A 13,568-nucleotide genomic window follows, 5' to 3' on the forward strand; every position below is an offset into this window, starting at 1 on the left:
GAGAGGTCGAATCGAATCGTGATGAATCTGCTGTCGTGTCCGCGGGAAAATCAGCGTGCGATGGCAGCGGGCAGTCTCGCAGTTAGGGCCAGAGTCCGCGGTGTTCGTGAGCGGCAGAGACGCGCTCGAGTGCGACCATGTAGGCGGCGTCGCGCCACGTGACGTCTTGCGCCTCGACTTGCTCGCGGACGGCGTCCCACGCACGGAGCATCTCGGTCTCCAGTTCGTCGTGGACGCGTTCGAGCGACCACGAGCGGTGGTTGAGGTCCTGCAACCACTCGAAGTACGAGACGGTGACACCGCCGGCGTTGGCGAGGATGTCGGGGACGACCTGGATGCCACGTTCTTCGAAAATCTCACTGGCGGCCGAGGTGGTCGGACCGTTTGCACCTTCGACGATAAGTTCCGCCTGCACGTCGTCGGCGTTCCCTGCGGTCAGCACGTTCCCGATTGCCGCGGGGATGAGCACGTCGACGTCGAGTTCGAGGAGTTCCTCGTTCGAAATCTTCTGCGGTGCGTCGTACTTCATCACGGCTTCCGGTTCTTCCTCGTGAGTCGGCACGTCGTGGGTGTCGAGGCCCTCGGGGTCGTAGATTGCGCCGTTCACGTCGGAGACGGCGACGACCGTCGCACCGTAGTCGTCGAGGAGTCGTGCGGCCGGAGCGCCGACTGAACCGAACCCTTGAACGGCGACGGTCGTATCCTCGATATCCCATCCGAGGTAATCGATTGCTTCGCGTGCGACGATTGCGACCGAGCGACCGGGGGCCGTGTCACGACCCTTGCTTCCACCGACGACTGGTGGCTTGCCCGTGACGACACCGGCCTGCGTCTGGCCTTCCTGCATCGAGTAGGCGTCCATGAACCACGCCATCGTCTGGGCGTCGGTGCCCATGTCGGGCGCTGGGATGTCCTTGGTTGGGCCGATGAACGGACGGAGTTCTTCTGCGAACCGCCGGGTGAGTCGCTCCTTTTCGTCGAGCGAGAGGTCCTTGGGGTTGACGACGATACCGCCCTTGCCACCGCCGAATGGGATGTCCATCACGGCGCACTTCCACGTCATCCACATGGAGAGTCCGATACACTCGTCTTCGGTCACGTCCGGGTGGAACCGAAGGCCGCCCTTGTATGGACCACGAACGCTGTCGTGCTGGGCACGGTACCCAGTGTAGACTTCGGTCGTCCCGTCGTCGCGCTCCAGCGGGACGGAGACACGGTGGACCTGATTGGGGTGATTGAGCCGTTCGATTACTCCAGGGTCGACGTCGAGATGTGCCGCCGCGCGCTTGAGTTGCCGTCGGGCTGTTTCGAGTGCTGTCTCTTCGGCCGATTCGTCGTCTTTTGCTGTGGGTGATGCTGCGGGTGCCATAGTGCATTCGTACCGGCGTTTCACCGGCGATGCCGGTCGGCCCGGTTTTGTCGCACACGGCCACTGGACGCCGACTTACGGCGGCCAACGGGTGTATTCGCGATTTTGGACGGTGGATAATTATAACGGTTATTATTCCCTTACGCTCGGGGCAATAGTTGTCACGCCACGTGGCCTCCCCCGACAGTCACGGCGTTATACGTGGCCTCCCCCGACAGTCACGGCGTTATACGCGGCCTCCACTGACTGTCACGGCGTTATACGTGGCCTCCACCGACCGTCACGGCTTTATCATGGTCTTACACACCCACGAACATGACCGGTCTCTACTACGAAGAGTTCGAAGTCGGCCAGACCATCGAACACGAAAAGCGTCGAACAATCTCCGAGTCCGACAACCAGCAGTTCTGCGATATGACGATGAACCAGCAACCGCTCCACCTCGACGCGGAGTTCGCCGCGGACACCCAGTTCGGAGAGCGCTTGGTCAACGGACTCTACACGATGAGTCTCGCCGTCGGCATCTCCGTCCCAGACACGACGGACGGCACGATAGTCGCCAACCTCAGTTACGACGACGTGTCGCACCCGAACCCGGTGTTCCACGGCGACACCCTTCGCGTACAGTCGACCGTTCTCGACAAACGCGAGACCTCTGACGGCGAACGCGGTATCGTGACGATGAAAGTCGAAGTGTTCAATCAGCACGACGACCTGGTCTGTGAGTTCGAGCGAACGGCCCTCTCCCTGAAGAAAGAACACGTCGAGACGGAGTGAGTCGTCGGCTCGAGTCGCCTCACTGACCACCGTCTCGCCTCCGTACATCTCTTTGGGTCTCGCGTCAGTAGCCAACTCATGGAGTTCGATGGCTTGTCAGACCGCCTCTCTGCGGTCGCCACGAGTGCCCCCCATCCATCCACTATCGCACGGGTCAGCCTCGGCCTGATGGTACTCACGGCAGGAGTCCACAAACTTCTGGACCCACTCGCGTGGACTGTCTACGTCGTCGAGTGGCTTGCACCACTGCTCGTCGTCACACCACTCACGTTCATGCTCGTCAACGGTGTTCTCGAAATCGGATTCGGAATGGCGATTCTCACAGACAGATACACTGCCTTCGCGAGCGCCGTCGCTGGCGTCTCGCTCACAGCGACGGTTCTGTATCTCTGTGTCGTGTTCGTGCTCGAAGGGGGCCTCTTTGGAGACGTTCTCGTCCGCGACATCGGCCTCGCTGGACTGGCATGGGCCGTCGTGGTCAGTTCGCTCCGCCGCTCTACCCGAACAGCGTGATGAGGATGAGTTGCGTGTTCATCAGTCCGGCGACGCCCCACGGAACGGCGACACCAATCGGTATCGCTGCTCGGTAGCGGTTCGGCAGCACCGTCCACGCGACGAGAGCGACGGCGAGCACGACCAGTTTCAGAATCAGGAGCGCTCCGACGGGGCCAAAACTCGGGATGAGCGCGAGTACGACGGGGTTCAGTTCAGCCAACCCTCGTCCGAGTCCGTAGAGGGTCGTCAACACGTCGAGAACCAATGCCAGCATCGTCACGACCCAGAGGATGTTGTCGTCACTGACGACGTGAGAAAGGAGTGCTTTCGGTGTTTCGACCGGCGGGGACCCGTGGCTCATTATCTGCGCAACGACGTGCGACATATACCAAGTCGGGCCCTACCGTCGTCAGTATCGACTGCTTAGGTCAGTTATCGAGACGTTATCTGCCGGAAAAACGGAGTATTAACCTTCGAGCCGGCAGCGATTTAATTGTCGCATTTCTGGTGTAAAATTTGCCGTGAATATCTGTCTTAATCTAGTCAACAATAGAGTGACAGTAGATGTCGAACACACACCGACGATTGGAATGGTCTCTCGTCGCAACGGTCGGTCTGTGGTGGATTCTCGTTGGGACTGTTGCGAATTTCGATTATCTCTCCTCGCTCGGGTGGGTGGCGAACATCGCGCTTATCGTACTCTCTACTGGTTCGATTGCCGGGTTCGCTTGGTGGGTCGCTGAGGAAGACGAGACGTTGTGGGACGCGTTCACCGATAACGCTCGGCAGCTCGGCGTGCACATCGGACTCGTCGACCCCCGTGTCGTCGTCGAGGGCGCGATAGAACAAGACGGTGTCTTGTGGGTCTGTCAGTACTTCCAAGACGGGTCGGCAGATTTCTCGCATCGGGCGTGTCCGTCCTGTCGTCTCGAACTGGTCGAACGACACGCCACTGCGTCTGAGGTCGACCAACGTCTCGTGACGGACGGTGGAACGACGGTGGACGCACTCTCGTGCCCACATTGTGCGTTCGTGGTCCGAGGACAGAAACACGACTCACAAGGTGCAGACGCCGCGCTCTCGAAGTTTCGAGAACACATGAACAGCTTCGACCAGTGGCGACGGATGGCAAGAGAATCTCTCGGGACTGACCCAACGCCGTCTGATGTCTGGGACGAGTACGTGAAAATCACCGACGACGACTCGGTTCGTGCTCGAACGACCGGTGTGCGAGGTGATACAAAACGGCGTGGAATCGACACCTACCCCAGATTTTCCGAACTGAAGCAGAACCGAAACACGCTCGAACGAATCGTCGACCATCTTCCGAAACCGCTCGCGCTCGCTGCGGAGCGTATTCTGGAATTCGACTACCTCGAAAAGAAAGCCTCGGTGAAACGGAAGCGAGACGAAGTCCGAACCGAGTTCGTCCCGCTCAGGGACGCATTCTACGATGAACACCAACCAAAACTGTCCTCACTGACGGCGGCCCGTGCGAGTCGGTCGTGGCCGGAAATCGACCTCTCGGTCGACGAAATTCAAAAGATTTCCCACGACCTCGCTGCCCTCACGGAAATCCGTGCGAAACACGACCGGTATCTCACCGCCCCGGAGTATCAGACGGTGGGGAAGTTTTCGAAACAGTTCGACGACGCCCTCGCTTACGTGCGGACGACAGACGACCTTCGGAACCGACTCGATGCTGCACAATCCGCGGTGGACACGTTCGAAGACGCCTTCGAACCGTACGAAGACCACGACCGGTACCTCGAAGCACGCGTCGAGAGACACCTCCGCGACGAGTTGTCTGCGGCTCGGGACGCGGTCGAAGCGGTCGGTGAGGTGCTCGAATCAGCATCTGGCCCCGTTCCAGAGCCAGCACACCTCCGGTACCTCGACCTCGACTCACACATCGACGACAGAGAACTCGTACTCGACGAGTACGAGTCACGGTTCGTCGACCACGAAGTCGAGACGTACCCCGACGTCTTCACCACAGAACACGGGCCACTCGACGACAAGCAGACGCTCGCAGTCGTCCGAAACGAACCGCACAATCTCGTCGACGCGAGTGCGGGGACCGGGAAGACGCTCACGCTCACTCGTCGTATCCGGTATCTCTACCGGACGGGGACGCAACTGGACGACATCCTCGCCATCACCTTCGGTGGCGATGCTGCCGAAGAGATGCGGACGCGAGTCACCGACGCAATCGGTGGAATCGACTCCGAGCGCCTCAACATCATGACGATTCACTCGTTCGCCCGTGATATCATCTCTCGGTCGACGTTCGACACGATAGAGCGAGGTCGGCTCAAAGACGGCACGGAGAACTTCCTCGACGCCGTTTTCGAAGCGGACGCGCATCGAGACACCGCTCCAGAGTGGATGCGAGAGTTCGACAAATTCCGTTCGGCGCTCGGCGATTCTGACGGCTACATTCGGGAGATGTTCAAGGAGGCTCGAAGTTTCGGCCGTTCTCCAGCAGAGTTGCGCGAGAGAACAGATAAGGCGGATATCGAAGAACACCACGCGGCACACGCCGCCGCTGCACTTCTCGAAGTGTATCTGGCGGTCGGAGCGAGTCGTGACCATCCAATCGACCACGACCACACGATAGAACGCGCGACAGAGCTCGTCCGGGAGTTTCCGGGCAGATACGAGACGCGCTTCGAGCACGTACTCGTCGACGAGTTTCAGGACGTCTCTGAACGGCAGCTCGACTTTATCCAGGCACTGCTTGGCCCCGAGACACACCTGTTTGCGGTTGGTGACGACTGGCAGAGCATCTACGGGTTCCGTGGGTCGAAGCCCGCGTTCTTCCGTGAGTTCGAGTCACGCTTCGAAGAGAGTTCGCGGACCACACTCGAAACCAACTATCGGTGTCCCCCAAGCGTGGTCCGAGCCAGTGCGTCGGTGATGCTCGACAGTGACGAAGCGACGACCAAACAGGTCGACGCGCACGCCGACGACGGAGACCCACCTGTGCTCCATCGACTGTCCGGTCCCTACGACGACCGAATCGGGTCGTACGTCGCAGATATGGTCGAAGATGCCGTCGATGACGGGCTCGACTACGGCGACGTGATGGTCCTCACGCGAACCAACTACGGGCCGAACCCGACGATAGAGTCCCACTTCAACGCTCGGGGGATACCGTTTACCGGGTCCGCTGACGACGGTGCTTCCGTGACGTTCCAGACGGTTCACAGGTCGAAAGGGACCGAAGCACCGTGTGTCATCCTCGCCCACGCTGTCGACGATAGAGAAAATGGGATTCCGATGGAACCACGGACGAACGAAGGGCTCCGACCAGCCATCGACGAGACACTCGACCACTACGAAGAAGAACGCAGACTCTTCTACGTCGCGATGACCCGGACCGAAGAGACGCTCAACATCGTCACTCGGTCGGATGCTATCTCACGGTACGTCTATTCGTTCGACCAGGGAGTCGACGTCGTAGATGCCTCCGTTCAGAGTGTAGAAGCGGTCGTCCAGTACGTCTCGCCGGGCCACGGGGATACGCCCACCAAACTTGGTGTCGATTGCGGGTCCTACGAGACGACTCTCGTCACGTGGATTCACTCTCTCGCCGACGAAGTCGAGAGAGGGGAGACCTACCGGTTCGAATCCCTCCAGAACTACGTGTCCAGACGCAAGGGTGAACTGAAACTCACCGCCGACTCCGAAATCGTCCGACTCGATTGACTCCGTCGCGACACCGACGGTACCGAATACAGAACGGTGCCGTATTATTACAGAACGGTGCCGTGTTTCTTGTCCGGCAGCGACTTCTCCACGGAGGCGTAGAACTCGAAGCGATTCGTGAGTTCGTCGCGGAGCTTCGACGGCGGGACGATTTCGTCGATGACGACTTCGCTCGCCATCCGGTGGACGTCGATATCTTCGCGGTACTCCTCGCGGAGTTCGTCTTCGCGTTGCTTGCGCTCTTCGGGGTCGTCGATGGCGGCGAGTTTGTTCGCGTAGACGGCGTTGATAGCGGCTTCCGGTCCCATGATGCCGATTTCGCCAGAGGGGAGTGCGATGACGCTGTCGGGGTCGTACGCGGGGCCACCCATCGCGTAGATACCTGCGCCGTATGCTTTGCGAACGATGACCGTCTGCTTGGGCACCGTCGCAGACGACGTGGCGTAGATGAACTTCTTTCCCTTCTCCAAGATGGCGTCTTTTTCCACCTGTGACCCGGCCATGAATCCCGGCGTGTCACAGAGGTAGAGCAACGGAATCTCGTAGGCGTCACAGGTCCAGATGAACTCGGCGGCCTTCTCTGCGGCGTCGGGGAAGATTGCGCCCGAACGCTCGGTGGGTTGGTTGGCGACGATGCCGACCGGTCGACCGTCGATTTTGGCGAACGTGGTGACTATCTCCTTCCCGTAGTCGGGTTTGAGTTCGAACATCGACTCGGCGTCGACGACGCGCTCTATCAGGTCGTGGACGTCGTACGGGCGGTTCGGCGATTCGGGGATGAGTTCGTCGATACCGTCGGGCGAATATCGCGGTGGTTTCGGTTCCGACCGGGGTGGTTTCTCGCCCGCCTTGTTCGGGAGATACGTGATGAGTTGTGCGACGAGTTCTCGGGCGTGTTCTTCGTCGCGGGCGACGAGGTCGGCGCTCCCCGACTCCTGTGCGTGCATCTGCGCCCCGCCGAGGTCCTGCATCGAAATCTCCTCACCGGTGACCATCCTCACCATCCGTGGCGAGGCGATGGCCATCGCGGACATGCCTTCGACCATGATGGTGAAGTCGGCGAAGACTGGCGTGTACGCCGCACCGGCGATACACGGCCCGTAGAGCACACAGATTTGCGGGACGTATCCACTCAACATCGAGTGGTTGTAGTAGTACTTCCCGATTCCCTCCCTGTTCGCGAAGAACCCAGACTGTTGGTCGATGCGCCCACCGGAGGAGTCCATCAGATACAACACCGGTTTTCCGGTCTTGAGCGCACGCTGTTGCATCCGGAGGAACTTCTCGACACCACGCCGGGCCATCGACCCTGCCTTCACGGTGAAGTCGTTGGCCATGAAGTGGAGGTCTCGGCCTTCGAACTCGGCAGCACCGGTGAGCAGACCGTCACCAGGGAGACGGGAGTTCGGGTCCGCTTCGTCGACTTCGGGTGAGTTCTCGTGCCACGAGTCGAAGTTGGCGAACTTCCCGTCTTCGAATTTCAATCCATCGGGGAACCAGAGGTCCAGACGGTCGCGGACGAACAGTTTGCCCGCGTCGGGGAGTCGGTCTTTGTACTTCTCCGGACCTCCACCGAGGATGTCGGCGATCTCCTCGCGGAGTTTTTCTTCGCGCTCGGTCGGTTCTAAATCGTCGTCGAGCGGGAAGGTATCCGCAGGCGGTTCGGCGTTCGCGACGGCCTCCTCGCCGTCACCGACGAAGACGTCTACGTCGGTCGCGAGGTGCCGTGCCAGCGCACTCGCGATGGCTTCGGCTTCTTCGCCAGTCGCGCCGTCACCGATTCTGACCTTCATACTCAGGCATGCGATGCCGAATTCAAAATGGTTTTCCATGCACGATTTGCCACCTGTCCGAAACAGGCATGTGTCACCTGAGGAAACACTCCGGGCATGTCCCCTCCCTGGTCTCCCTCTCGACGTTCGTTCCTCCACGCGACGGGTGCCGCCGCCTTCGCCGGTGGCGCCGGCTGTCTCGGCCGCCTGAAGTACGACGCGACAGCGCTCGAAACGGTGCTCGAAGACCCGATATCACGAATCCCACCGGGTGGCCTTCCGCTCCCCGTCGGCTACCTCGGGAGCGCACGTGACACCGCGGGACGAAGCGCGTCGGCACTCGCCGAGCGTCTGTCCTCGCTCCCGGACGACGTCTCACCGGACGACCCCTCTGTCGAGCGAGCGTCGAACCACTTGAAGTGGGGTCGGAAAGCCATCTCTGAGAGCACCCAACAGCAGTTCACCGACGCGATGCGGAGGCTCCGAGAGGCACGAAGTACGTTCGGAAACGGTCACGGATGGCTCGATGTCGCCGTGGAACGAACCGAGACTGACGCCCTTCGAGAACAGCACGCAGACCTGGGCCGTGTGCTCGCCCGTTCGTGGACTGCCGTCGAGTATCGGGCGACGACGATTTCGGTCGGCATCTACGTCGCCGGCGAGACTGAGAACATTCTGCTCGAAGCGACGTCCTCGCTCGAATCGGTCGACCGGGCACTGGACGGTGTCGACAGCACCGACGACGACGAGAAACGCGCTCGACTGTTCGCCGCTGCTGCGGGTGAAACCGCACACGCCCGTGCGGCACTCGCGGACGCGAACGCCGTCGTCGACGGACAGCGTGGACAGGTCTTCGAGGGAACGCCCTCGCTTCGAGACCCGATGGCCGCCGCGGCGCGGAGTCTCCTCGAAACGACCGAGGCGGACATCGAGTCGGTGACGCCGGTTCCGGACGACGACCCATGGGTCGTCCGCGAGGTGCTCGCCGAACTGTCCGTCAGGCCACCGCGAGACGTTCGGGAGGCGCTCGGCGCGGACCGTCCGGCAACGGCACTCTCGAACCTCCGATGGCGGCGACAACGACTCACCGCACGGGAGATACTCGACACTGACACGGTATCGGTTCCAGAGTCGACCGAGGCGCTCGTCTCGTCTCGGCGTGCGGCTATCAAGGCACTCCAGCAGGCGAGTTCGGAGGTCGATGGTCCACTCGAGCAAACCTGTCTTCGACAGGCACAGTTCAAAGCCATCGACGGTGACCGGGACCTCGAGAACGTCGCCAACGAAGCGCGGGGAACTGGGGCCCGAACCACCAAGTTTGCGACACAGGCGTACGCCCACTACGTCGCCGCGTGCACGCTCGCCGAGGCGGCGAAACCGACGGCTACAGAACTCGTCGACGCCGTCGAAAACGAACTCGGTCAGTAGCCCAGTGCGATTCAGTCCAGCGCGGATTCGAGTTTCGCGATGAGGTTCGTGTTGCCGATGTGGAGTGGCGTGCGTGCGTGGAGGTCTGGTTTATCCACGTCGAGGAGCGACTTCTCGCCGTCCGAGGACGCGCCACCAGCAGTTTCGAGGACGTAGCCGATGGGGTAGCCTTCGAACTGGACACGGAGTTTGCCCTCGGGTGCCGATTCGAGAGCGGGATAGCTGAAGATGCCGCCGTACGTGAGAATCTGATTCACGTCGCCAATCATCGACCCGCCGTAGCGGAGTTTCCGAGAGGCGTCCTGCTCGATTTCACGGGCGAACGCTTCGAACTCCTCGGTCCAGTTGGGGACGCGGCCACCGAAACCGTAGACACTGCCTTCGTCGGGTACCGAGATGTCTTCGCGAATGAGTTCGTACGTCGCGTCGTCGTAGATGACGTACTCGTCGACGGTGCCACCACGGGCGATAATCATCGTCATCACGGGACCGAAGAGGACGTAGCCAGCGGCGACGATGTCGCGGCCGTTCGCAGGAAGCGGCGCGTCGTAGACGGCGAAGATGGTCCCCATGGTGTTGTTGGGTTTCAGGTTGGACGACCCGTCGAGTGGGTCGACGGCGACCGACAGCGACCCCGTACCGACGTCTATCGACTCGGGTCGCTCTTCGCTCGCGTATTCGCCAACGCCGTCGAGTGCGCCGATTCGCTCACAGAGTAAGTCGTCGGCGAAGACGTCGGCAGCCATCTGCGTCTCTCCGCTGGGGTTCTGTACCTCCGAGGCGACACGGCGGCCAGGGAGTCCAGTTCGAATCTCCGGCGCGGTGGTCGCGATGACGTCGACGATCTCGTCGATGGTTCTCGTGTCGCTCGCGGAATCTGCGGTGTTGATGTCTTTCGTCGCCATTACAGGTACCTCTCGGAGTACAGACTCGGCGCGCGCGCCGCGGTCCCGACGAGACGGGAACCGGGCGTTTTCGAAGACGTGGGGCCCGCCTGCGAACGGGCGGCGATGGTATCGGCACCAGACATTATCTGGTTCAAATTGGGGTAACCAAATATATAAAATCTGTGTCTATATGTGGTTCGGCCCTGATATCGAGTTTGGGCATTTGAGGGCCCAGAAATCCAAATTTCGGAGGAGTACTGAACGATTGTGTATTACTACTCAGATAGTAAAAGTTCAGATGGCGACTGGTCGAGTCGGCGAGTTACTTGACGGCGTCGAGTGCCTGTGCTTTCCACTCGCGGATGGTCTCCTCGTCGGCTTCGAGTGCGTCCGCGACGTGTTCGGGGTCCGACGTCGCGAGGCGGCGTACCGACCGAACGCCCGCTTCGGCGAGGAGTTCGGCGTCGTCTTCGTCGATACCGTCGAGTGTCGTGAGTGGCGTCGGTTTCGACCGTTCGCGCCACGCCGCTTCGGCGGCGACCGCGTCTCCCGACCCGTCAGCAGTCGTGCCGCTGTTGCTCGGTGTCCAGTCACCACCCTGCGTCACGTTGTGGGTACGGTCGCTGTTCGAACCCGTCGGCTCCCCACTGGGCGTCCAGTCACCGTCTCTCGTCGGTCCGTCGTCCGCGGTGGTCGTCTCCGACGACGCGCCGCTCGGAGACCAATCTCCCGACGCGGTGTCGTCTTCGTCTTCCTTCCACGTCCCGGAGCTCGCTGCGACCCACGCGCGTTCGTCGTCGCCGAGTCCGCGTACTTGTGTGGACCGTCGGTCCAAGTCGTCCCCGGAGTTGAACGACCACGCCAACGAGTGCCACCGCCGAATCTTGGCTGCGACGCCTGGGTTGACCCCTGCTTCGACGAGGTCGCGGTAGCATACGTCTCCATCGACGATGGACTCGACGTCGATATCCGACGATTCCAGAAGTTCTTCGGTCGCCGGCCCGACGAACTTCAAATCCTGGAGTTCTTCCGGGACGGGGTCCGTTTCGGACTCTGAATGGGGCTTGAGCAGGTGCTCTATCGCTTCGTCAGTGTCCGATGGGTGGTTTCCGTCCTCGTCGTCGGTGTCGGTCAGTGGGGTTGCGTTCTCGTCGTCGGTTAGGGGAGTTGCGTTCTCTTCGTCAGTTAGTGGGGTTGCGTTCGCTTCGTCAGTGCCCGTTGGGTGCGCCTCTTCACCGTCCGCATCATGTGTGCCCGTATCGTTCTCGCCAGTCACCGTTGGTTGACACCATTCTGGGACGTAACTTGACTGTTTCCGTGAAAGTCACGAATTTGTCATTATTCTGGACGGGTCGGCAAGTTTTACCTTGCCACCTTGCGGAGTCCAGCGCATGCGTGGAATGAACGATATCGAGACGGTCGGCGTCGTCGGCGCAGGGACGATGGGCAACGGAATCGCACAGGTTGCGGCGATGTCGGGGTACGACGTCGTCATGCGCGATTTGGAGACTGAGTACGTCGAACGCGGCCTCTCGGCCATCGACGACAGTCTCTCGCGGTTCGTCTCGAAAGAGCGACTGAGCGAATCGGAAGCCGAGGCGGCCAAAGACCGCATCACTGGCACGACCGACTTCGACGACCTCGCGGCGTGTGATTTCGTGGTCGAAGCCGCGGTCGAGAACATGGACATCAAACAGTCTATCTTCGCGGACCTCGACGAAACCCTCCCCGACGACGTCATTCTCGGCACGAACACGAGTACGCTCTCGATTACGACTATCGCCTCCGCGACAGACCGCCCCGAACAGGTCGTCGGCCTCCACTTCATGAACCCGGTTCCCATCATGAAGGGCGTCGAAGTCGTCCGCGGCGAGAAGACCGACCCGGCAGTCGTCGAGTTCGCTCACGAGTTCTCCGAAGACCTCGGCAAGGAGACGTGGGAGTCCGACGACAAGCCCGGATTCGTCACCAACCGCATCCTCATGCCGTGGCTGAACGAGGGTATCCGCGCCTACGACGAGGGCGTCGCCTCCAAGGAAGACATCGACCGCGGGATGACGCTCGGCACGAACGTCCCGATGGGACCGCTCACCCTCGCCGACCACATCGGTCTCGACATCTGTCTGGACGCGTCCGAGACGCTCTTCGAGGAACTCGGCGACCGGTACAAACCGGCGTACCTACTCAAGCGCAAAGTCGCCGCCGGTGACCTCGGCAAGAAGACTGGAAAAGGCTTCTACGAGTACGACTGAACCGCCGAGAATCGGCGTTCGGGTCGATTAGAAGGGGCCACATCCCATCGTCGTCGAGATAGACGATTGGTCTATCCCGTCGTCGGTCACGACGAGGCTGTACACCTTGTCGTTGCAGTCGAAATCTGATTTTGGTATCTGCTTTTCGGCTTCGTGGTCTGGCGTCGAGAGCCGAATCCGGTATTTCGCGGGGTCACAAAGGAGGAATCTGATTTTTGAACTCGGCTTGAGTTCGTGGCGACTTTCGAGCTTTGGCGTCCACCGATATGCGCCGTACCGCTCGATGAGAATTTCTGCTTCGACTTTCGATGCAGTCGCGTTGGCGATGACGACTCCGATTGGTTTTCCAAAGAACACGTTATCGACGCCGCGTCGTCCGATGACGTACGTCCGTTCGGTCGTGGCGTCGTCGGGGATGTTTTGGGGCGACGGCACTGACGGCCACTCCGGTTCTGTCTCGTCAGACCCGAGTATCGAACCGCGTCCGAGACACCCGGCGGTTCCTCCGAGCATCGCCATCCCGCCGAGCGCGCCGAGGAACCGTCGGCGTCCGAGTCCGTCCATACGAATCGCTGACAGGAACCGCGTAAGTGTCTTCTGCTCAGTTGCCGTCCCGCAATTTCATCACCACTGCACCCACGACGCCGACGACCAGGAACACCCCACCAATCCCTGCTAACCCCAGCGCCAACCCAGATACCGCCTCCACGCCACCGCTGGCGACGTACGCCAGAATCGCACCGAAGAAGAAGATTGCGGCGACGAATCCCCCGACGAAGAGGACGAACGTCGGCGTAAGGTAGTCGTCTGCGGGCATATCTCCCCATTTGCAACCGGAGCACGAAACTGTTGTCCTGCAGAGAGGAACTCTATCAGT

The 13,568-nt window shown here is 60.8% G+C and carries 12 protein-coding genes; 5 read left to right on the forward strand and 7 right to left on the reverse strand.

What is annotated here, in order from left to right:
• Positions 1-82: 82 nt before the first annotated feature.
• A complete protein-coding gene (gene gdhB, locus GJR99_RS01875; RefSeq protein ID WP_151108982.1) occupies positions 83-1,369 on the reverse strand; it encodes a glutamate dehydrogenase GdhB in 1,287 nt (428 codons plus the stop codon).
• A 315-nt stretch (positions 1,370-1,684) separates the two neighbouring features.
• Here gdhB and GJR99_RS01880 point away from each other — a divergent pair, with 315 nt between their 5' ends.
• Positions 1,685-2,146, forward strand: a complete 462-nt coding sequence (locus GJR99_RS01880; RefSeq protein ID WP_151108983.1) for a MaoC family dehydratase — start codon at positions 1,685-1,687, stop codon at positions 2,144-2,146.
• Positions 2,147-2,224: 78 nt separating this feature from the next.
• Positions 2,225-2,659 (forward strand): DoxX family membrane protein, encoded by a 435-nt coding sequence (locus GJR99_RS01885; protein ID WP_151108984.1) that lies wholly within the window; start codon positions 2,225-2,227, stop codon positions 2,657-2,659.
• On the opposite strand, the gene GJR99_RS01890 is transcribed toward GJR99_RS01885, so the two are convergent.
• Positions 2,643-3,002, reverse strand: coding sequence for a DUF5658 family protein (locus GJR99_RS01890; protein WP_151113800.1), 360 nt, complete (start codon positions 3,000-3,002; stop codon positions 2,643-2,645). The two genes, GJR99_RS01885 and GJR99_RS01890, sit on opposite strands and share 17 nt — an antisense overlap.
• Before the next feature lie 203 nt (positions 3,003-3,205).
• On the opposite strand from GJR99_RS01890, the gene GJR99_RS01895 reads away from it, so the two are divergent.
• Entirely contained in the window at positions 3,206-6,352 is a 3,147-nt protein-coding gene (locus GJR99_RS01895; protein WP_151108985.1) for a DEAD/DEAH box helicase, read from the forward strand.
• Between the two features lie 47 nt (positions 6,353-6,399).
• Here GJR99_RS01895 and GJR99_RS01900 read toward each other — a convergent pair whose 3' ends face one another.
• On the reverse strand, positions 6,400-8,145 hold the full coding sequence (locus GJR99_RS01900) for an acyl-CoA carboxylase subunit beta (protein WP_151108986.1): 1,746 nt from the start codon (positions 8,143-8,145) through the stop codon (positions 6,400-6,402).
• Between the two features lie 96 nt (positions 8,146-8,241).
• Between GJR99_RS01900 and GJR99_RS01905 the strand changes: the two genes are divergently transcribed.
• On the forward strand, positions 8,242-9,552 hold the full coding sequence (locus tag GJR99_RS01905; RefSeq protein ID WP_151108987.1) for a hypothetical protein: 1,311 nt from the start codon (positions 8,242-8,244) through the stop codon (positions 9,550-9,552).
• 11 nt (positions 9,553-9,563) lie between these two features.
• Here GJR99_RS01905 and GJR99_RS01910 read toward each other — a convergent pair whose 3' ends face one another.
• Positions 9,564-10,457, reverse strand: coding sequence for a class 1 fructose-bisphosphatase (locus GJR99_RS01910; protein WP_151108988.1), 894 nt, complete (start codon positions 10,455-10,457; stop codon positions 9,564-9,566).
• A 304-nt stretch (positions 10,458-10,761) separates the two neighbouring features.
• Positions 10,762-11,715 (reverse strand): DUF4332 domain-containing protein, encoded by a 954-nt coding sequence (locus tag GJR99_RS01915; protein ID WP_151108989.1) that lies wholly within the window; start codon positions 11,713-11,715, stop codon positions 10,762-10,764.
• Between the two features lie 115 nt (positions 11,716-11,830).
• Between GJR99_RS01915 and GJR99_RS01920 the strand changes: the two genes are divergently transcribed.
• Positions 11,831-12,691, forward strand: a complete 861-nt coding sequence (locus tag GJR99_RS01920) for a 3-hydroxyacyl-CoA dehydrogenase family protein (protein ID WP_151108990.1) — start codon at positions 11,831-11,833, stop codon at positions 12,689-12,691.
• A gap of 27 nt (positions 12,692-12,718) precedes the next feature.
• On the opposite strand, the gene GJR99_RS01925 is transcribed toward GJR99_RS01920, so the two are convergent.
• Positions 12,719-13,255, reverse strand: a complete 537-nt coding sequence (locus GJR99_RS01925) for a hypothetical protein (protein ID WP_151108991.1) — start codon at positions 13,253-13,255, stop codon at positions 12,719-12,721.
• 37 nt (positions 13,256-13,292) lie between these two features.
• The gene (locus tag GJR99_RS01930) at positions 13,293-13,508 is read right to left on the reverse strand and encodes a hypothetical protein (protein ID WP_151108992.1); all 216 of its coding nucleotides are present in this window, start codon (positions 13,506-13,508) and stop codon (positions 13,293-13,295) included.
• Positions 13,509-13,568: the final 60 nt, after the last annotated feature.

This window comes from Haloferax marinum (genome assembly GCF_009674625.1).
GTDB lineage: Archaea > Halobacteriota > Halobacteria > Halobacteriales > Haloferacaceae > Haloferax > Haloferax marinum.